16 protein-coding genes and 2 pseudogenes are annotated in these 19,529 nt (G+C 60.2%); 14 read left to right on the top strand and 4 right to left on the bottom strand.

The window, feature by feature from the left end:
• Positions 1-29 precede the first annotated feature (29 nt).
• From HT737_RS09490 to HT737_RS09470, 5 genes and pseudogenes are all read left to right on the top strand, one after another.
• Positions 30-671: a tetratricopeptide repeat protein gene (locus HT737_RS09490; RefSeq protein ID WP_041071830.1), complete on the top strand. Its 642-nt coding sequence runs from the start codon at positions 30-32 to the stop codon at positions 669-671.
• Positions 664-1,815 (top strand): outer membrane protein assembly factor BamB, encoded by a 1,152-nt coding sequence (gene bamB / locus HT737_RS09485; RefSeq protein WP_047296334.1) that lies wholly within the window; start codon positions 664-666, stop codon positions 1,813-1,815. The genes HT737_RS09490 and bamB overlap by 8 nt, the downstream gene beginning before the upstream one ends.
• A 135-nt stretch (positions 1,816-1,950) precedes the next feature.
• Positions 1,951-3,422: pseudogene (der, locus tag HT737_RS09480) on the top strand (ribosome biogenesis GTPase Der).
• A gap of 247 nt (positions 3,423-3,669) precedes the next feature.
• On the top strand, positions 3,670-4,818 hold the full coding sequence (locus HT737_RS09475; RefSeq protein ID WP_182402349.1) for a pyridoxal phosphate-dependent aminotransferase: 1,149 nt from the start codon (positions 3,670-3,672) through the stop codon (positions 4,816-4,818).
• Positions 4,806-5,597 carry an amidohydrolase gene (locus tag HT737_RS09470; protein WP_047296332.1) on the top strand — a complete coding sequence of 264 codons (792 nt, stop codon included), beginning with the start codon at positions 4,806-4,808 and terminating at the stop codon, positions 5,595-5,597. The genes HT737_RS09475 and HT737_RS09470 overlap by 13 nt, the downstream gene beginning before the upstream one ends.
• A gap of 40 nt (positions 5,598-5,637) precedes the next feature.
• On the opposite strand, the gene HT737_RS09465 is transcribed toward HT737_RS09470, so the two are convergent.
• Entirely contained in the window at positions 5,638-6,102 is a 465-nt protein-coding gene (locus HT737_RS09465; protein ID WP_244905600.1) for a type II toxin-antitoxin system HicB family antitoxin, read from the bottom strand.
• Complete coding sequence (locus HT737_RS09460) at positions 6,099-6,281, bottom strand: type II toxin-antitoxin system HicA family toxin (RefSeq protein ID WP_027611194.1); 183 nt, start codon at positions 6,279-6,281, stop codon at positions 6,099-6,101. The genes HT737_RS09465 and HT737_RS09460 overlap by 4 nt, the downstream gene beginning before the upstream one ends.
• 396 nt (positions 6,282-6,677) lie before the next feature.
• Between HT737_RS09460 and HT737_RS09455 the strand changes: the two genes are divergently transcribed.
• Positions 6,678-6,938, top strand: coding sequence for a hypothetical protein (locus HT737_RS09455; protein WP_182402347.1), 261 nt, complete (start codon positions 6,678-6,680; stop codon positions 6,936-6,938).
• A 24-nt stretch (positions 6,939-6,962) separates the two neighbouring features.
• Here the strand turns inward: HT737_RS09455 and betT are convergent, their stop codons facing one another.
• Together betT and epsC are read right to left on the bottom strand one after the other, a co-directional pair.
• Complete coding sequence (betT, locus tag HT737_RS09450) at positions 6,963-8,924, bottom strand: choline transporter BetT (RefSeq protein ID WP_174377299.1); 1,962 nt, start codon at positions 8,922-8,924, stop codon at positions 6,963-6,965.
• 424 nt (positions 8,925-9,348) lie between these two features.
• Positions 9,349-10,276: pseudogene (epsC, locus tag HT737_RS09445) on the bottom strand (serine O-acetyltransferase EpsC).
• Between the two features lie 190 nt (positions 10,277-10,466).
• On the opposite strand from epsC, the gene HT737_RS09440 reads away from it, so the two are divergent.
• From HT737_RS09440 to HT737_RS09405, 8 genes are all read left to right on the top strand, one after another.
• The gene (locus HT737_RS09440) at positions 10,467-11,465 is read left to right on the top strand and encodes a D-cysteine desulfhydrase (RefSeq protein WP_182402345.1); all 999 of its coding nucleotides are present in this window, start codon (positions 10,467-10,469) and stop codon (positions 11,463-11,465) included.
• Positions 11,466-11,797: 332 nt separating this feature from the next.
• Positions 11,798-12,598 carry a cystine ABC transporter substrate-binding protein gene (tcyJ, locus tag HT737_RS09435; protein WP_086794003.1) on the top strand — a complete coding sequence of 267 codons (801 nt, stop codon included), beginning with the start codon at positions 11,798-11,800 and terminating at the stop codon, positions 12,596-12,598.
• Positions 12,598-13,263, top strand: coding sequence for a cystine ABC transporter permease (tcyL, locus tag HT737_RS09430; protein ID WP_003220607.1), 666 nt, complete (start codon positions 12,598-12,600; stop codon positions 13,261-13,263). Before tcyJ ends, tcyL begins: the two co-directional genes overlap by 1 nt.
• A gap of 3 nt (positions 13,264-13,266) precedes the next feature.
• The gene (gene tcyN / locus HT737_RS09425) at positions 13,267-14,016 is read left to right on the top strand and encodes an L-cystine ABC transporter ATP-binding protein TcyN (protein ID WP_047290800.1); all 750 of its coding nucleotides are present in this window, start codon (positions 13,267-13,269) and stop codon (positions 14,014-14,016) included.
• A gap of 470 nt (positions 14,017-14,486) precedes the next feature.
• Positions 14,487-15,251, top strand: coding sequence for a hypothetical protein (locus HT737_RS09420; protein WP_182402343.1), 765 nt, complete (start codon positions 14,487-14,489; stop codon positions 15,249-15,251).
• Between the two features lie 395 nt (positions 15,252-15,646).
• Entirely contained in the window at positions 15,647-16,888 is a 1,242-nt protein-coding gene (locus HT737_RS09415; protein WP_095667825.1) for an SfnB family sulfur acquisition oxidoreductase, read from the top strand.
• 36 nt (positions 16,889-16,924) lie between these two features.
• Positions 16,925-18,124 carry an SfnB family sulfur acquisition oxidoreductase gene (locus HT737_RS09410; RefSeq protein WP_182402341.1) on the top strand — a complete coding sequence of 400 codons (1,200 nt, stop codon included), beginning with the start codon at positions 16,925-16,927 and terminating at the stop codon, positions 18,122-18,124.
• The gene (locus HT737_RS09405) at positions 18,124-19,476 is read left to right on the top strand and encodes an LLM class flavin-dependent oxidoreductase (protein WP_182402339.1); all 1,353 of its coding nucleotides are present in this window, start codon (positions 18,124-18,126) and stop codon (positions 19,474-19,476) included. Before HT737_RS09410 ends, HT737_RS09405 begins: the two co-directional genes overlap by 1 nt.
• Positions 19,477-19,529 lie beyond the last annotated feature (53 nt).

Genomic DNA, 19,529 nt, shown 5'->3' with positions numbered 1-19,529 from the left:
AGCCGATTTAGCGATTAAGGAGTATTGGGGTGTCGAGTACCGAAGACGAACAGTTGGCGGATTTGAAGGACTGGTGGACACGCAACGGCAAACCTCTGGTCACCGGCGGCCTGTTGGCGCTGGTCATCGTGTTCGGCTGGCAGGCTTTTCACAAGTATCAGAGCAACCAGGCGCAAGGCGCCTCGGTGCTCTATCAGCAACTGCTGGAAACCACGCTGACCCCGGACGGCAAGCCTGACGCTGCCCGCGTTGCGGACCTGGCCGGCAAACTCAACAGCGAATTCGGCGGCACCGCGTACGCACAGTACGGCAGCTTGTTCGTGGCCAAGGTAGCGGTCGACAGCGGCAAGCTGGACGACGCCGCCACCGAACTCAAGGCCATCGTTGCCAAACCGGCCAACCCGGCGCTGGGCGAAATCGCCCGTCAGCGTCTGGCGCAGGTGCTGGGTGCGCAGAACAAGGCTGATGAAGCCCTGAAACTGCTCGACGGCGATGCCGACAAGGCGTTCCTGGCCACTCGCGAAGAACTCAAGGGTGACTTGCTGGTTCAGTTGGGTCGTACCGACGAGGCGAACACCGCGTATCAAAAAGCCAAGGCGGCACTGTCGGATGAAGCGGCAGTCGGTGGCCTTCAAATCAAGCTCGACGACCTGGCCAAAGGGGATGCGTGACGTGATCCGTTGGAAGCATGCAGCATTGCTGGCTCTGGCCATTCTGGCCGCGGGTTGCAGCAGCAACAGCAAAAAAGAACTGCCACCGGCCGAGCTGACCGACTTCAAGGAAGAAGTGGTTCTGCAAAAGCAGTGGAGCCGTTCGATCGGTGACGGTCAGGGTGAAACCTACAACATGCTGGTTCCGGCGATTGATGGTGACACCATCTACGCGGCCGATGTGACTGGCATTGTTATGGCCATGGATCGCGGCAATGGCGACGTGAAGTGGAAAAAGGATCTTGAGCTGCCTGTTTCCGGCGCCGTTGGCGTGGGTTACGGTCTGGTCACGATCGGTACTCTGAAAGGTGAAATCGTTGCCCTCGACGCCATCAACGGCGAAGAGAAGTGGCGCGCCCGGGTTTCCAGCGAAGTCCTCGCGCCGCCGGCCAACAACGGTGACGTTGTCGTGGTGCAGACTCAGGACGATCGTCTGATCGGCCTGGACGCTGCCACTGGCGACCGTCGCTGGACTTACGACAGTACCCCTGCGGTCCTGACCCTGCGCGGCACCAGCGCACCCGTCGTGACCAACCGCCTCGCGGTGGCTGGCCTGTCGACCGGTAAAGTGGTTGCCCTGGACATTTCCAACGGCGTGCCGGTCTGGGAGCAGCGCGTTGCGATTCCAACCGGTCGTTCCGAACTGGAGCGCGTGGTCGACATCGACGGCGGTCTGCTGCTGTCCGGTGAAACCCTTTACGTCGCCAGCTATCAGGGCCGCGTCGCGGCACTCGATCTGCAAAGTGGCCGTCAACTCTGGCAGCGCGATGCATCGAGCTATGCCGGTGTTGCCCAGGGTTTCGGCAACGTTTACGTGAGCCTGTCTTCGGGCACCGTTGAAGGCGTTGACGAGCGTTCGACCACTGCGCTGTGGAGCAACGACTCGCTGGCTCGCCGCCAGCTGTCGGCGCCGGAAGTGTTCTCCAGTTACGTAGCCGTCGGTGACCTGGAAGGTTACCTGCACCTGTTGAGCCAGGTGGACGGTCGTTTTGTGGGTCGTGAGCGTATCGACAGTGACGGCCTGCGTGCCCGTCCGCTGGTGGTGGGCAACACGATCTATGTGTATGGCAACAGCGGCAAACTGGAAGCCCTGACCATCAAGTAACAACTATGCTTGGGGTTAACCCCCAAGCGGCCCCGGATTTCCGGGGCTTGCAGCGCTAACCGGCGTTGCCCCGAGCACCAGCCGCTGCCTCGCAGCGGCTTTTGTATTTTCTGAAATAACGAAGTGGAGAGCCGCATGGTTCCCGTAATCGCCCTGGTGGGCCGACCGAACGTCGGCAAATCCACCTTGTTCAACCGCCTGACCAGGACTCGCGACGCCATCGTCGGCGACTTGTCCGGTCTGACCCGTGATCGCCAGTACGGTGAGGCCAAGTGGCAAGGGCGTTCCTACATTCTGATCGACACCGGCGGTATCTCCGGTGACGAACATGGTATGGACGAAAAAATGGCCGAGCAGTCGCTGCTGGCCATTGAAGAAGCGGATGTTGTGCTGTTCCTGGTAGATGCCAAGGCCGGTTTTACCGCTGCCGACCAGATGATCGCCGAACACTTGCGCAAGCGTAACAAGCGCTCCCACGTGGTCGCCAACAAGGTCGACAACATCGACCCGGAAATGGCCCGAGCTGAATTCGCCCCGCTGGGCATGGGCCACGCGATCCCGATCGCCGGTGCTCATGGCCGTGGTATCACTCAACTGCTGGAAGCGGCACTGAGCGATTTCCCGCGTGATGAAGACGAGCCGCAGGAAGGCGAAGAAGAAGAGATCGTCGCCGAAGGCGAGGAAGCCAAGCGCATTCCTGGCCCGAGCGAAAAAGACGGGATCAAGATCGCCATCATTGGCCGTCCGAACGTCGGCAAGTCGACGCTGGTCAACCGCATGCTCGGTGAAGACCGGGTCATCGTCTATGACCAGCCCGGCACCACCCGCGACAGTATCTACATTCCGTTCGAGCGTAACGACGAGAAGTACACGCTGATCGACACCGCCGGTGTGCGCAAGCGCGGCAAGATCCACGAAGAAGTCGAAAAATTCTCCGTGGTCAAAACCCTGCAGGCGATCAAAGACGCCAACGTGGTGATCTTCGTGATGGACGCCCGCGAAGGTGTGGTCGATCACGACCTCAACCTGCTGGGCTTTGCCCTTGAAGCCGGTCGTGCGCTGGTGATCGCGATCAACAAATGGGACGGCATGACCCCGAGCGAGCGCGACTTCGTCAAGGTCGAGCTGCAACGTCGTCTGTTCTTCGTCGACTTCGCCGACATCCACTTCATCTCGGCATTGCACGGTACAGGCGTGGGCAACCTTTACGCCTCGGTGCAAAACTCGTTCAATCCGCGGTGACCCGCTGGCCGACCAGCCGCCTGACGCAGATTCTCGAAGACGCGGTCAGCGAGCACCAGCCGCCGATGGTCAACAGCCGCCGGATCAAGCTGCGTTACGCTCACCTGGGTGGTGCGAACCCGCCGATCATCGTGATCCACGGTAACCAGATCGAGAAAGTGCCGAAGTCGTATGTGCGCTATCTGGAGAACACTTACCGCCGAGTGCTGAAGCTGGTCGGTACGCCGATCCGCATCGAGTTCAAGGGCGGCGAGAACCCGTACGAAGGCAACAAGAACACGCTGACCGACCGCCAAGTCAACAAGAAGCGTCGCTTGATGTCGCACAACAAGAAAGCCAGCAAGAAACGCCGCGACAAGAAGTGATCAAGTTGATTGTTTCCACAATTGCGTGGGAATGCTCAACCGCTTCTGTAGGCGCTGGCGAAGCCTGCGATCTTTTGACTTTGCTTTGAAGGCGAGATCAAAAGATCGCAGCCTGCGGCAGCTCCTACGGGTCCGGCGATAAAGAGGGTGCTCGGTTAAGCGCCCTTTTTTTATGGGCGCCGGATGGGCTATTCTCGGGCTCTCCCGCGCCGCCGTCAGAGCCGGGTGTAGAGCAGGGAACCCCTCGATGATCACCAGTAAGTTGCCGAACGTCGGCATCACTATTTTCACGCAGATGTCTCAGCTCGCGGCGCAGACCGGAGCGATCAACCTGTCCCAGGGTTTCCCTGACTTCGACGGCCCGCAATCCCTGCGTGACGCGGTCGGTCGGCATATCGCCAGCGGCCACAACCAGTATTCACCGATGACCGGCCTGCCGGCGCTGCGCGAGCAGATCGCGGCGAAGATCGCGCGCAGTTACGGCGTGAAAGTCGATGCCGACAGCGAAGTGACCGTCACGCCGGGCGCAACCCAGGCGATCTTCTGTGCGATTCAGGCGGTTATCCACAGCGGCGACGAAGTCATCGTGTTCGACCCGTGCTACGACAGCTATGAACCGGCGACGCAGTTGGCGGGCGGTCGCTGCGTGCATGTGCAGTTGAACCCGGATGATTTCTCCATCGATTTCGACAAGCTCGCCGCGGCCCTCAGCCCGCGCACGAAAATGATCGTCATCAATACCCCGCACAACCCGAGCGGAGCGCTGATCAGCCGTGCCGAACTGGATCAACTGGCAGCGTTGATCCGTGGGCGCGACATCTACCTGATCAGCGATGAAGTCTACGAACACCTGGTGTTCGACGGCGTGCCGCATGTCAGCGTGTTGGCCCACGAAGAGCTGTATCAGCGTGCGTTTGTGGTCAGTTCGTTCGGCAAGACCTACCACGTCACCGGCTGGAAAACCGGCTACGTGGTTGCGCCCCCGGCGCTGACCGCCGAGCTGCGCAAGGTGCACCAGTACGTGAGTTTCTGCGGCGTGACACCGCTGCAATACGCCCTGGCCGATTACATGGCCGAGCACCCGGAACACGTTGAAGAGCTGCCGGGTTTCTATCAGGCCAAGCGCGACCTGTTTTGCGATCTGCTGGCGCCGTCGCGTTTCACCTTCACCCGCGTTACCGGCACGTATTTCCAGCTGGTCGACTACTCGCAGATTCGCCCTGATTTGAACGACGTCGACATGGCGATCTGGATGACCCGCGAACATGGCGTGGCGAGCATTCCGGTGTCGGTGTTCTATCAGGATCCACCGCAAGGCCAGCGTCTGGTGCGCCTGTGCTTTGCCAAACGCGAGGAGACGCTGCGCGAGGCAGCGGCAAAACTATGCGTGATCTGAGTGCGTTGCCCGATCTCAATCTGGCGCTGATCCAGACCAGCCTCGCCTGGCATGACCGTCAGGCCAACCTTGAGCACTTCGACGTGCTGCTGGAGCAGGCCCGAGGCGCCGACCTGATCATCCTGCCGGAGATGTTCACCACCGGTTTCTCCATGGCGTCGGAGACCCTCGCCGAAGCCGAGCATGGCCCGACCCGCAAATGGATGAAGGCGCAGGCCGCGAAGCTCAATGCAGTGATCACCGGCAGCGTGATCATTCAGGCGGCGGACGGCAGCCATCGCAATCGCCTGCTGTGGGCACGCCCGGACGGTGAAGTCTGGCATTACGACAAGCGCCACCTGTTCCGTATGGCGGGTGAGCACAATCACTACACGCCCGGCGAGCGTCAGGTGCAGTTCGAACTCAAGGGCTGGCGGATTCGGCCGCTGATTTGCTACGACCTGCGTTTCCCGGTGTGGAGTCGCGATGCGCAGGACACCGATCTGCTGCTGTACACCGCCAATTGGCCGGGCGCACGGCGTCTGCACTGGAACCGCTTGCTGCCGGCGCGGGCGATTGAAAACCTGTGCTACGTGGCGGCGGTGAACCGGATCGGCACCGACGGCAAGGGCTTTGCCTATACCGGCGACAGTCAGGTGCTGGATTTCCAGGGCGAGACCTTGCTGGCGGCCGGAGAGGCAGACGGCGTGTTCAAAGCAGTACTGGAAGCGGCACCACTGGCGGCGTATCGCGAGCGCTTTCCGGCGAATCTGGATGCGGATACCTTCGAGTTCACCTGAAAAAGCCAAAAGATCGCAGCCCTGCGGCAGCTCCTACAGGTTATGCCGACAATTCGCGTAACGCAGCGGCGGCCAGAAATCCGGAGCGGGAACTGTAGCGCTGATCACGCCGGACTGTTTGATCTATACGCTCCAGCAGTTGCTCGGGCAACGTGGCGTTGAAGCGTACCGACTTGCCGAAATAGGGTGTGATATCAAAGTCGACGACACCCCAGATCCCACCCGCATAATCCGGGTTGTCGAGATGTGCATCAATGTCCCGAACTCGAGGCAACGGTGTACCATCAGCCACCAGCCCCTCATAGTGCAGGGCCAGAGCCTCCTGAGTGTTTTCAAAAGCTTCGGCTACCGTGCTCCCTGCGGAGAAGCACCCCGGTACATCCGGGACAATCACTCCGTAGTCCGAGTCGGCATCCTTGTGCAAAACGACCGGGAATTTCATAAACGTGAATCCTTCGTCTGACGTGTCCATAAAAGGACTTTCACTTCCAATAACGGGCTTCATTTCAACCCCGCCTGTTTCAAAATGCTGTTGATCGTCCCTTTGGGAAGGTCTGAATCCGGATGCTTGATCGTCACCCGACCCGGCTTACGCGGATGCTTGTACTGATGGTGACTGCCCTTCACTGCAACCAGATACCAACCATCCTCCTCGATCATCCTGATCATTTCCCGACTACGCATTTCCTTCGCCCTGTTCGACAGCAAGAGCGGGTCACTTTAGGGCGTAAGCAACCGATTTATACACACGATACACACCATGAGAAATATTAGCTGGGTGAACAAACGCTCGGTAATTGGTTCGACCAACGGCAGGCGCGAGCCAGCGAGAAAGGGCCTTGCCGTCCAGATACATTTGAATGCGTCGCGAAATGTGTCTGATTGAGAATGGTTGGCTTGTATTGATGTGGGCTGACTTGACTATGCTCTCAATGAAACCGAGGTGGCCCTTTCGCGGGCAAGCCCGCTCCCACAGGATCTTTGTTGTGTACAGAATCTGTGAATGACCGAGATCACTGTGGGAGCGAGCTTGCCCGCGAAGGCGTCCGATCAAGCACCGCATAACCCGCAGGTACACCCATGCACACCGCCATCATCATCTTCTTCGGCCTGGTCCTGCTGGCCCTGATGCTCTACATCGGCGAGCGCATCGGCTTCAGCCGACAAACCCTGGCCTACAGCTTCGCTGCGCTGTGGCTGGCATTGACGGTGATCAACGGTGCGGTGGGGGTGGTGCATGCCGGGCAGCCGCTGGGATCAGAAATCGCGGTGGGCAGTGCGGTGTTCGGGGTGCCGGTGGCGGCGATGGTGTTGTTCATGGTGCTGAGCGCCGAGTTGTGAAACGTCCCGGCGCTCAGTTGCCGATCAACGTACCAGATGCAGGAACTGCATGTGGCGTTCGTACTGGTCGAGGATGTCGTTGATGATCTGTTCCTTGGTGTAGCCGACCAGATCGTAATCCTGACTGCCCTCGCTCAAGTGCACTTCAGCGCGGTAGTAGCGGCGGTTGTTGAGTTGCTTGGAACCCATGCCACCCCGGGCAAACGACGGCGTGAAGTAGCCGCGCATCTGCACCTGGTAGATGAACGGATGCTGCTCACCGTGGCCGATTTCCAGGCTGATGTTGTCGTGCGCCGGATCCGGCTGGGTGACCACGTTCAAGCCCTTCTCGACGAAGACCGCCGTCACTTCCTCAATCGCCGGACGCACCGTGGTGTCCATGAAGCGGTACACCTCGTCGCGCGACGGGAAGTGCACCGCCTGACTCAGACGCTGGCGCCAGCCGCCCGTGCCGCGCCGCGAACCGGAGACCGGTGCCAGCGAATGCAGTTGCGCGATCTGCTTCTGCGATTCCAGATAGAACGCCTTGTGCAGGCCCCACATCATCAGCAGCAAAATCATCGAGAACGGCAGCGAGGTCAGCACCACCGCCGATTTCAGCGCATCGATACTGCCGGAAAACAACAGCGCACTGGTCACCAGCGCGGTCATCGCACCCCAGAACACGCGCAGCCATTTCGGCCCGTCTTCGTCCGGATTGCCGCCCTTCGCCGACAGGGTCGAAAGCACCACGGTGCCGGAGTCGGCGGAAGTGACGAAAAACACGAAGCTGATGAACACCGTCACCGCGATGACAGTCTTGCTCCACGGGTAGGTTTCCAGCAGCAGGTAAAGGCTCATCGACGGATTGTCGAGGGCCGACATGCCCAGCGCCGACATGCCGTGGTTGAGCACCTGATCGATGGCGCTGTTGCCGAAAATCGACATCCACGCCAGGGTGAAACCGAGCGGAATCAGCAGCACGCCGAAGACGAATTCGCGGATGGTACGGCCACGGGAAATCCGCGCAATGAACAGGCCCACGAACGGCGACCAGGCGATCCACCAGGCCCAGTAGAACACCGTCCAGCCGCCGAGCCAGTCGCTTGGTTTGTCGTAGGCGTAGAGGTCGAAACTCTTCATCGGCAACGCACCGAGGTAGTCGCCGAGGTTCTGGATCAAGGTGTTGAGCAAGTGCTGGGTGGGACCGGCGAACAACACGAACAGCAGCAGCGCACAGGCCAGCAACATGTTGATATCGGACATCACCCGCACGCCCTTGTCCACACCGGAGACGGCGACGATGATCGCCGCGCCCATCATCAGCGTGATCAGGCCGACCTGAATCCACTGGGTGTGGGCAATGCCGAACAGGTAGTCCAGACCCGAGTTGAGGTGCAGCACACCAAAACCCATGTCGGCACCCAGGCCGAACACCGTAGCGATAATGCCGAAGCCGTCTACCGCGTAACCGATGGGGCCGTTGATGCGCTTGCCGATCAGCGGGTACAGCGCCGAACGCAACGCCAGCGGCAGGTTATGCCGGTAGGCGAAATAGGCCAGCGCCATGCCGACAAAGGCGAACACGCCCCAGCCATGCAGGCCCCAGTGCAGAAACAGAATCTGCATCGCCTGCCGCGCCGCATCGGCGGTGCCGGCCTCGCCTTGCGGCGGTTGCAGCATGTGGGTCAGCGGTTCGGACACGCAGAAGAAGAACAGCGTGATGCTGATCCCGGCGGCGAACAGCATGCCGGCCCAGGACAGGTAACTGAACTCGGGTTCGTCGTGGTCGGCACCGAGTTTGATCTTGCCGTAGCCCGATAACGCGGTGACCACCACGAAGACCAGATACAGCGTCATCGCGAGCATGTAGTACCAGCCGACCGTATTGGCCGCCCAGTTTTGCGCAGCCAGCAACCAGGCGCCGGCCTGCTCCGGCATGGCGATGACAACCAGACCAAACAGCAGAATCACCGTCGCGGCAAAGTAGAACACCGGCGGATTCATGCGCACCAGACCGCTGGCGGGGGTAGACGATGCACTCATGAAACGTGCACCTCGAGGGGTTGAAACGTGGCTGAAATGATCGGACTCAGCAAAGGCAAGCCTCCTGTTGTGAGCGGGCAGCGAACCACCGGTTTAACTTGAATGAACGTTCAAGTTAAACATGGATAGGGTGGTAAGGACTAATCGCAGGGCCAGGCGGTAGTTTTCGTACAGCAGCCCAAGGAGGGGTATGACGCGGGCTTGAGGGGATTCGTTCAACGGAGAATTGGCTGAATGCCATCAACCTGATTCGATGCGAAAATTGTGGCGAGGGAGCTTGCTCCCGCTGGACTGCGCAGCAGTCCCAATCCGGCGTCAGTCGTAATTGGGAGTCCTGCGGCCTCCAGCGGGAGCAAGCTCCCTCGCCACAAACGAACTGGAAATCTTACTTCTGCGTTCCGTCATCATGCTGCAGATTGGCCTGGGTCAGGTTGCTCCCCGCCGGCACACTGCGGGTCAGCCAGACATTGCCGCCAATGGTCGAACCCTGGCCGATGGTGATCCGCCCCAGAATCGTCGCTCCGGCATAAATCACCACGTCGTCCTCGACAATCGGATGCCGTGGATGGCCCTTCTGCAACTGCCCGTCTTCATCGGCCGGGAAGCGCTTGGCGCCCAAGGTCACGGCCTGATAAATCCGCACCCGCTCGCCGATGATCGCGGTCTCGCCGATCACCACACCGGTACCGTGGTCGATGAAGAAACTGCGGCCGATCTGCGCGCCCGGGTGGATATCGATGCCGGTGGCCGAGTGCGCAATTTCCGCGCTGATCCGCGCCAGCAACGGCAACCCGGCGCGATACAAATGGTGCGCCAGACGATGGTGAATCACCGCCAGAATCCCCCGGATAGCACAACAGCACCTCATCGACGCTGCGTGCCGCCGGGTCACCGTGATAGGCCGCCAGCACGTCGGTATCGAGCAGGCTGCGCAGGCCCGGCAAGGCCAGGGCAAAATCCTGAATGATGCGGATCGCCTGCGCTTCGACATCAGCATCACCTTGCGCGCTGTGCCGGGCGACATACCGCAATTCCAGCCGCGCTTGCGCCAGCAAGGCATTCAACGCGGTATCGAGGGTGTGGCCGACATAGAAGTCCTCACTTTCCTCACGCAGATCCACCGGCCCCAGCCGCATCGGGAACAACGCGCCACACAGCGCTTCGAGAATCTCGGCCATCGCCGCGCGGGACGGCAACTCACGACCACCCTGCTCGCCGCTGGCCCGGCCATTCTGGGTACGCCACTGATCCCGCGCGGTACGCAGTTGGCTGACGATGGTCTGCAATTGCCAATGGCTGGAACGCTCGCTCACGGTAAAGACTCCTCACGGGCGGCCGGACGGTCTGGCCGCGTCAACGGCGACTACTTTACGGCATGCCCGTGAGGGCGAATTAAGAACCGATAGTGCTGGCCTAAGCACATTTGGCTATAAGCGATTCACGGTTGCCCCGGTAAAACGGCGTGCCTATAGTCCTGTCATCTTTCTCCGCCAGTACGGACTCATGATCAAACAACAGCTGGATCGCTTTAACCGTCTCGACCTGCTCGGCCAACCCACGCCGCTGGAAAAACTTGAACGTCTGTCCGCCTGGCTGGGCCGCGATGTGTACATCAAACGCGATGACCTGACGCCGCTGGCCATGGGCGGCAACAAGCTGCGCAAACTCGAATACCTCGCCGCCGATGCCCTCGCTCAGGGCGCCGACACGCTGATCACCGCCGGTGCCCTGCAATCGAACCACGTGCGCCAGACCGCCGCATTGGCGGCCAAGCTTGGCCTGGGTTGCGTGGCGCTGCTGGAAAATCCGCTGGGCACCGATGACAGCAATTACACCGGCAACGGCAACCGTCTGCTACTGGATCTGTTCGACACCAAGGTCGAGCTGGTGGACAACCTCGACAACGCCGACGAACAACTCGCCGCACTCGCTGTGCGCCTGCGCAGCAATGGCAAGAAACCGTATCTGGTGCCAATTGGTGGCTCGAATGCCCTTGGTGCATTGGGCTACGTACGTGCCGGTTTCGAACTGGCGGAGCAGATCAAGGACACCGGCCTGGAATTCTCCGCCGTGGTGTTGGCCTCGGGCAGCGCCGGAACCCACAGCGGTCTGGCGCTGGCGTTGAGCGAAGCACTGCCGCAATTGCCGGTGATCGGCGTGACCGTCTCGCGCAGCGAAGAAGATCAGCGCCCGAAAGTGCAAGGTCTGGCCGAACGTACGGCGGACCTGCTGGGTGTGAAATTGCCAGTGAACTTCAAGGTCGAGTTGTGGGACGAATACTTCGGTCCGCGTTACGGCGAGCCGAATGCCGGGACACTGGCGGCGGTGAAGCTGTTGGCCAGTCAGGACGCGGTGTTGCTCGACCCGGTGTATACCGGCAAGGCCATGGCCGGGTTGCTCGACGGGATTGGCCGCCAGCGTTTTGATGAAGGGCCGATCATCTTCCTGCACACGGGTGGGGCGCCGGCGTTGTTTGCCTACAGGGATTCGCTGACAAGCTGATCCTCCCTGCTGCAAGAATTTCTGTGGTGAGGGGATTTATCCCCGTTGGACTGCGCAGCAGTCCCCTGCTCTTCAAGTCAGAAGAGAGGGCCGCTTCGCGCCCCATCGGGGATAAATCCCCTCGCCACAATCGATCACATATATTCGAAATTGGAATAACAGAAAGATCATTAAGTATTTTCAAGTCTAAAGCAGACATCTTATAGTCTCGCCGCAGGCGAATTTCGGGCAAGACGCATAAGCTGCTTTAGGGCACGATAACGCAGTCGTTCAACTCCCGGATTCGCCAACTTTCCTTAAGCGTCTTCCATAAGAAAACACAGGGGCTTGTCATGAATTTTTCCGCACTACGTCGCACTCTGCTGGTAGGTTCGCTGGGCCTTGCACTGAGCGCCGGCCTGATCGGCCAGGCAACCGCCGGTGAGCAGCTGCAACAGATCAAGGACAAAGGCGTCATCAACGTCGGCCTGGAAGGCACTTACCCACCGTTCAGCTTCGTTGACGAGAACGGCAAACTGTCCGGTTTCGAAGTCGAGCTCTCCGAAGCCCTGGCGCAGAAACTCGGCGTCAAAGCCAAGATTCAGCCGACCAAGTGGGACGGTATCCTCGCTGCGCTGGAATCCAAGCGTCTGGACGTCGTGGTCAACCAAGTGACCATCTCCGACGAGCGCAAGAAGAAATATGACTTCTCCGAGCCGTACACCGTTTCCGGGATTCAGGCGCTGGTGCTGAAGGACAAGGAAGCCAAGTTGAACATCAAGACTGCCGCCGATCTGTCCGGCAAGAAAGTCGGTGTCGGCCTGGGCACCAACTACGAGCAATGGGTCCGCGCCAACGTGCCGGGCGCTGACGTTCGCACCTACGACGATGATCCGACCAAGTTCGCCGACCTGAACAACGGCCGCACCGACGCCATCCTGATCGACCGTCTGGCCGCACTGGAATACGCCAAGAAAGCCCCGAAAACCGTGGCTGCCGGTGAAGCGTTCTCCCGTCAGGAATCCGGTATTGCCCTGCGCAAAGGCGAGCCTGAGCTGCTGGCTGCGGTGAACAAGGCGCTCGACGAGCTGCGTGCCGACGGTACCCTTGAGAAACTGTCGAAGAAATACTTCAACGCTGACGTCACCAAATAATGGAAGAAGCTTTCCAACTCGCACTGGACTCCGCGCCCTTTCTGCTCAAGGGCGCGTACTACACGGTTATCCTCAGCCTGGGCGGCATGTTCTTCGGCTTGCTGCTGGGCTTCGGCCTGGCCTTGATGCGCCTGTCGCGCTTCAAACTGGTGAGCTGGATTGCCCGCATCTACGTGTCGTTCTTCCGCGGCACGCCGTTGCTGGTGCAACTGTTCGTGATCTATTACGGCTTGCCGCAACTGGGTCTGGAACTGGATCCGCTGCCGGCGGCGCTGATCGGCTTCTCGCTGAACATGGCCGCCTACGCCTGTGAAATCCTCCGCGCGGCGATCGGTTCGATCGAACGTGGTCAATGGGAGGCCGCTGCGAGCATCGGCATGACCCGCGCGCAAACCCTGCGCCGGGCCATCCTGCCGCAGGCCATGCGCACGGCGCTGCCGCCGTTGGGCAACAGCTTCATTTCACTGGTCAAGGACACGGCACTGGCCGCCACCATTCAGGTGCCGGAACTGTTCCGCCAGGCGCAGCTGATTACCGCCCGGACTTTCGAAGTCTTCACCATGTATCTTGCCGCCGCGCTGATCTACTGGATTCTGGCCACGGTGCTCTCGCACCTGCAGAACAAGTTGGAAGAGCGGGCCAATCGGCACGACCAGGAGTCCTGACCCATGATTGTCGTGGAAAAACTGACAAAGCAGTTCAAGGGTCAAGAGGTGCTCAAAGGCATCGATCTTGAAGTAAAGGAAGGCGAGGTCGTGGCCATCATCGGCCCCAGCGGTTCGGGTAAAACCACGTTCCTGCGCTGCCTGAACTTCCTTGAAGAGCCCACCAGCGGCCGGATCAAGGTCGGCGATATCGAGATCGATACCCGCCGGCCTCTGAGCCAGCAACAAAGCCTGGTGCGCAACTTGCGCCAGCACGTAGGTTTCGTGTTCCAGAACTTCAACCTGTTCCCGCACCGCACCGCCCTGGAAAACGTCATCGAAGGGCCGATCGTGGTCAAGAAGATGCCGCGCGAACAAGCCGTTGCCCTGGGCATGAAGCTGTTGGCCAAGGTCGGTCTGGCCGGCAAGGAAGATGCGTATCCCCGTCGTCTGTCCGGTGGTCAGCAACAGCGCGTGGCGATTGCCCGGGCGCTGGCGATGGAGCCGGAGGTGATCCTGTTCGACGAACCGACCTCGGCGCTCGACCCGGAACTGGTCGGCGAAGTGTTGGCGACCATTCGTGGTCTGGCTGAAGAAAAACGCACCATGGTCATCGTCACTCACGAAATGGGGTTCGCCCGCGACGTGGCCAACCGTGTGGTGTTTTTTGACAAGGGCGTGATCGTCGAGCAAGGCGAAGCCAAGGCCTTGTTTGCCAACCCGAAAGAAGAGCGCACCAAACAGTTTCTCAGCAAGTTTCTGAATCACGCCTGAGAAGCTTATTGCTTTGAGTCATTAACTTCCACGGATGGAAGTTATACTTTTTCCGCCTGCACAAACATCCAAACCCCTCCATTCTAAAACCTGTCAAAACAATACATACATGTTCTGCAGCCGTTGGGCTTAATCCGTTGCGCATCTCTTTGCCTGCGAAACGATCCAAACTCGCCTGCATGAAAAACAGCAAAAACTGCCGAAAAACCGTAGTTCCATTCGCCATTGCGGCTAGGCAGCGTGACTGCACAACGTAGGAATCTTCTGATTAATCGGTAATTCACGGATTAACTAAGACACTCTATTGACACTCTTTCCCGCACACTCTTATCTAGTCGTCAACCGGCACCCATTAGTTGAATCAATTCGCACTCAGCCTGAACAAAAGTTCAGGCTGCATAACCGATTCATCACGCCTTTTGTTTTTTCAAGAAACGGAATTCGCCGCAAGATTTCAAGGAGAGAGCCCGATGATCCGCACTTCGCATACCCCCGAACTGGCAGCCCCGCACCTGGCAGCCGCGCAAAAAAACGCCATCAACCTGGCCGCGGCCGCGCATCTGCTGATCGATGTTCTGCCGTACCCCGGCATGGACGCCGGCGATCTGATCGAACTGTTCTGGAACAACTGCTACGTCGCCTCACGCGTCCTGACCCGTGAAGACCTCGGCACATCGGTCAGTCTGCGAGTGCCGGAGAGCTTCATCGCCAGCGGTACCGCACGGATTCACTATCGGGTCATGCAAATCGGGCAGGGGCCGGCGCTGTCGGCGGCAACCCGGGTTCAAGTCAAGCTCGACTGCCCAGGCGGCCAGCCTTCGGCGTTGTGCGGTGACGAGAATCAGCAACTGGCGCCGGTCACGGTACCCGACACCATCCGCCGCCAGGGCGTGAATCCCAATCAGATCAAACGCGGTGTGCCCCTGACCATCGAGCCCTACCGGAACATGGCCGAGGACGACGCCATCACCTTGCGCTGGGGCGATGTGCGCATGGACCTGGCCCGAATCACCGCTGCCGATGTCGGCCTGCCGATTCAGGTCTGGGTGCCACCGGCAGTGATCGTCGAGGGCGGTGAGGATCTGCGCCTCGACGTGACCTACTGCGTCATCGACTGGGTCGGCAACAACTCACGCTGGGCACCGCCACGGACGCTGAAGATCGGTTGCGTGAATCCTTATCTGAAGGTGCCGCTGCGCCAGGATCTGAAGGCCGCTGAATCGACCAAGGATTGATGTCGCATTCCTGTACTCATGGGGCTTTGTAGTAAGGAGATCCAGGAAAAAGTCGCACCGCCCCGATGGACTGCGAAGCGGTCCCGTTTTTTATGATTCAGAAAGGGCCGCTGCGCGGCCTGTCGGGGATAAATCCCCTCACCACAGGTTGTACCACCACGGCTGGGAGCCTGTTAACCAACCCGACCACCACCCCTTCTATACATATTCCTAAAAGTTAGTTTATTTAATATTTATACACGTTTAGGGTATATGAACCGGACCACCGGACATTCTTTCGTTCGCCGCACTTTTGCGGCGTTTTTCATGAGATGTGAGGTAGGTAGTATGGTCCGGAACACAATCACCCCAGTGCAGATCGCCAGGGCATTGCGTGCAGCCAGGGAGCGGCACTGATGTCCAGTCTGGCCGATGCAAACGTCCAGTCGGATCTGGACATCGCCCCGTTGTTGTTGCCCGCGCAGGTCTTGCGCAACGACGCCCAAGCCATCAAGGCCGCCCATGAGCTGGCGCAAGTCGCCCGCGTGCAGGCCGCCAGGCGCGACCGCCAGCGCAAGCTGCCGTGGTCGGAAATCGAACAGTTCACCCGCAGCGGTCTGGGCAGCATTGCCATCCCCCGTGAATACGGCGGCCCACAGGTTTCGTTTGTCACGTTGGCCGAGGTGTTCGCGATCATTTCCGCGGCCGACCCGGCGCTGGGACAGATCCCGCAAAACCAGTTCGGCATCATCAATCTGGTACTCGGCAGCGCCACCGAGGCGCAGAAAAAACAGCTGTTCCAGAGTGTTCTGGAAGGCTGGCGCATCGGCAATGCCGGCCCTGAACGCGGCACCAAAAATACCCTGGAATTGAAAGCGCGCATCACCGCCGACGGCGATGACTATGTGATCAACGGCCAGAAGTTCTATTCCACCGGCGCATTGTTCGCGCACTGGGTGGCGGTCAAGGCGCTGAATGACGACGGCAAGCAGGTGCTGGCGTTCGTCCGCCGTGGCACCCCGGGCCTGCGCATCGTTGATGACTGGTCGGGTTTCGGTCAGCGCACCACCGCCAGTGGCACGATTGTGCTGAACAACGTGCGCGTCGAGTCGAGCCTGGTGGTCGATAACTGGAAGATCAACGAAAAGCCCAACACTCAAGGCGCCGTGTCGCAGCTGATTCAAGCGGCCATCGACGCTGGTATCGCCCGAGGTGCCATCGACGACGCCATCGAATTCGTCAAAACCCGCGCGCGGCCATGGATCGACGCCAAGGTCGAACGCGCCAGCGATGACCTCTACGTGATCGCCGACATCGGCAAACTGAAAATCGAACTGCACGCCGCCGAGGCATTGCTGCGCAAGGCCGGGCAAGTGCTGGATCAGGTGCACGCCGCACCGCTCACCGCCGAGTCCGCCGCCCGCGCCTCGATTGCCGTGGCCGAGGCCAAAGTGCTGACCACCGAGATTTCACTGCTGGCCAGCGAAAAGCTTTTCGAACTGGCCGGCAGCCGCGCGACCCTCGCCGAATTCAACCTCGACCGCCACTGGCGCAACGCCCGGGTGCACACCCTGCACGACCCGGTGCGCTGGAAATATCACGCGGTCGGCGCCTATCGCCTCAACGGTACTTTGCCGGCCCGCCATTCCTGGATCTGACGACCGCACACTTTCTCAAAGGCATTGGAGAGAACCATGACTTTTTCCCACCCCGTCGCGGTCATCACCAGCGATGAGCAAGCCCTGATCGTCGCCAGCGACCTGGCCGAAGATTTCAAACGCGACAGTGCCGTGCGTGACCGTGAACGTCGCCTGCCACTGCCGGAACTCGACGTATTCTCCCGCTCCGGCCTGTGGGGCATCAGCGTGCCCAAGGAATACGGCGGCGCCGGCGTGTCCAACGTGACCCTGGCCAAAGTCATCGCCCTGATCGCTCAGGCCGACGGCTCCCTCGGACAGATTCCGCAGAACCATTTCTACGCCCTCGAAGTGCTGCGCGTTAACGGCAGCCACGAGCAGAAACAGCGGCTGTACGCCGAGGTGCTGGCCGGCCAGCGCTTCGGCAATGCCCTGGCGGAACTCGGTACCAAAACCGCCCACGACCGCGTCACCCGCCTCACGCGTGACGGTGACGGCGACGGCTATCGCATCAACGGGCGCAAGTTTTATGCGACCGGCGCGATCTACGCGCAGCGCATCCCGACGTCGGTGGTCGATGAAAATGGCGTGCAGCAACTGGCCTTCGTCCCGCGTGACAGCAAAGGCCTGACGGTCATCGACGACTGGAGCGGTTTCGGCCAGCGCACCACCGGCAGCGGTTCGGTGGTGTTCGAAGACGTCTACGTTGCCGCCGAGGACGTGGTCCCGTTCCAGAGTGCTTTCGAGCGTCCGACCACGGTCGGCCCGCTGGCGCAGATCCTTCACGCCGCCATCGACACTGGCATCGCTCGCGCCGCTTACGAAGATGCCCTGCACTTCGTGCGCAGCAAGACCCGGCCGTGGATCGACTCCGGTAATGACAAGGCCACCGAAGACCCGCTGACCCTGAAGAGTTTCGGCCATTTGAGTATTCGTCTGCACGCCACTGAAGCACTGCTGGAACGCGCCGGCGAATCCCTCGACAAGGCCCAGGCCGAGACCAACGCCGAAACCGTCGCTGCTGCCTCGATTGCCGTCGCCGAAGCGCGGGCGATCAGCACTGAAATCTCGCTGGCTGCTGGCAGCACGCTGTTCGAACTGGCCGGTAGTCAGGCCACCCTGATTGAGCACGGCCTCGACCGTCACTGGCGCAACGCCCGGGTGCACACCCTGCACGATCCGGTGCGCTGGAAATATCACGCGGTGGGCAATTACTACCTCAACGATGAAAAGCCGCCGCTGCGGGGCACCATTTGATGAGCAAGAAAAAGATTCTGCTCAATGCGTTCAACATGAACTGCATTGGCCACATCAACCACGGTTTGTGGACACACCCGCGCGACACGTCGACGCGCTACAACACTCTCGAGTACTGGACCGAACTGGCGCAATTGCTGGAGCGCGGGCTGTTCGACGGGCTGTTCATCGCCGACATCGTCGGCGTGTACGACGTCTACCAGAACTCGGTGGATGTCACGCTGAAAGAGTCGATCCAGTTGCCGGTCAACGACCCGCTGCTGCTGGTGTCGGCCATGGCTGCGGTGACGAAAAATCTCGGTTTCGGCCTCACCGCCAACCTCACCTATGAACCGCCCTATCTGTTCGCCCGCCGCATGTCCACGCTCGATCATCTGAGCCGCGGTCGGGTCGGCTGGAACATCGTCACCGGTTACCTCGACAGCGCCGCCAAGGCCATGGGCCTGCGCGAACAGGTCGAGCATGACCGTCGCTACGATCAGGCCGACGAGTACCTCGAAGTGCTCTACAAACTCTGGGAGGGCAGTTGGGAAAACGGTGCGGTACTCAATGACCGCGTGCAGCGCATCTACGCGCAGCCGGAGAAGGTGCACAAGGTCGAGCATCACGGCGAGTTCTATCAGGTCGAGGGTTATCACCTCTGCGAGCCGTCGCCGCAGCGCACGCCTGTGCTGTTCCAGGCTGGCAGTTCCGATCGTGGATTGCTGTTCGCCGGGCGTCACGCCGAGTGCGTGTTCATCAGCGGCCAGAACAAGCCATCGACCAAAGTGCAGGTAGACAAGGTCCGCGCCAGCGCGGTCGAGGCCGGGCGCAATCCCGAAGACATCAAGGTGTTCATGGGCCTCAACGTGATCGTCGGCGCCACCGAAGAAGCCGCGTGGGCCAAGCACGCCGAGTACTTGAGTCATGCCAGTGCCGAGGCCGGTGTGGCGCACTTCTCGGCGTCCACCGGCATCGATTTTTCTCAATACGAAATCGACGAGCCGATCCAGTACGTCAAGAGCAACGCCATCCAGTCCGCGACCAAAAACCTGCAGAACAACGACTGGACCCGCCGCAAATTGCTCGACCAGCACGCTCTCGGTGGCCGCTACATCACCGTGGTCGGCTCGCCTGAGCAAGTGGCGGATGAACTGGAAGCGTGGATCGCCGAAACCGGTCTCGACGGCTTCAACCTGACGCGCATCGTTACCCCGGAAAGCTATGTCGATTTCATCGAGCTGGTGATTCCGGAGTTGCAGCGGCGCGGGTCGTACAAGACTGCGTATGACAGCGGCAGCTTGCGCGAAAAACTGTTTCACGGTGAGGCGCATTTGCCCGAGCAACACACCGGCTCTTCATACCGACATTAAAAGCTTCGCGAGCAGGCTCGCTCCCACATTGAGAACGCATTTCCTCTGTGGGA

It is taken from the genome of Pseudomonas sp. MD195_PC81_125 (genome assembly GCF_014060985.1).
In the GTDB taxonomy this organism is placed as follows: domain Bacteria; phylum Pseudomonadota; class Gammaproteobacteria; order Pseudomonadales; family Pseudomonadaceae; genus Aquipseudomonas; species Aquipseudomonas parakoreensis.
The sequence above is the reverse complement of the archived record's forward strand: the minus strand, read 5'-3'. Positions and strand labels throughout refer to the sequence as shown.

Bases quoted from the DNA above. Each gene is read 5' to 3' on its own strand.
- bamB (WP_047296334.1), top strand. From the start codon at position 664: ATGCGTGACGTGATCCGTTGGAAGCATGCAGCATTGCTGGCTCTGGCC.
- HT737_RS09475 (WP_182402349.1), top strand. From the start codon at position 3,670: ATGATCACCAGTAAGTTGCCGAACGTCGGCATCACTATTTTCACGCAG.
- HT737_RS09470 (WP_047296332.1), top strand. From the start codon at position 4,806: ATGCGTGATCTGAGTGCGTTGCCCGATCTCAATCTGGCGCTGATCCAG.
- HT737_RS09465 (WP_244905600.1), bottom strand. From the start codon at position 6,102: ATGAAGCCCGTTATTGGAAGTGAAAGTCCTTTTATGGACACGTCAGAC.
- HT737_RS09460 (WP_027611194.1), bottom strand. From the start codon at position 6,281: ATGCGTAGTCGGGAAATGATCAGGATGATCGAGGAGGATGGTTGGTAT.
- HT737_RS09455 (WP_182402347.1), top strand. From the start codon at position 6,678: ATGCACACCGCCATCATCATCTTCTTCGGCCTGGTCCTGCTGGCCCTG.
- betT (WP_174377299.1), bottom strand. From the start codon at position 8,924: ATGAATCCGCCGGTGTTCTACTTTGCCGCGACGGTGATTCTGCTGTTT.
- HT737_RS09440 (WP_182402345.1), top strand. From the start codon at position 10,467: ATGATCAAACAACAGCTGGATCGCTTTAACCGTCTCGACCTGCTCGGC.
- tcyJ (WP_086794003.1), top strand. From the start codon at position 11,798: ATGAATTTTTCCGCACTACGTCGCACTCTGCTGGTAGGTTCGCTGGGC.
- tcyL (WP_003220607.1), top strand. From the start codon at position 12,598: ATGGAAGAAGCTTTCCAACTCGCACTGGACTCCGCGCCCTTTCTGCTC.
- tcyN (WP_047290800.1), top strand. From the start codon at position 13,267: ATGATTGTCGTGGAAAAACTGACAAAGCAGTTCAAGGGTCAAGAGGTG.
- HT737_RS09420 (WP_182402343.1), top strand. From the start codon at position 14,487: ATGATCCGCACTTCGCATACCCCCGAACTGGCAGCCCCGCACCTGGCA.
- HT737_RS09415 (WP_095667825.1), top strand. From the start codon at position 15,647: ATGTCCAGTCTGGCCGATGCAAACGTCCAGTCGGATCTGGACATCGCC.
- HT737_RS09410 (WP_182402341.1), top strand. From the start codon at position 16,925: ATGACTTTTTCCCACCCCGTCGCGGTCATCACCAGCGATGAGCAAGCC.
- HT737_RS09405 (WP_182402339.1), top strand. From the start codon at position 18,124: ATGAGCAAGAAAAAGATTCTGCTCAATGCGTTCAACATGAACTGCATT.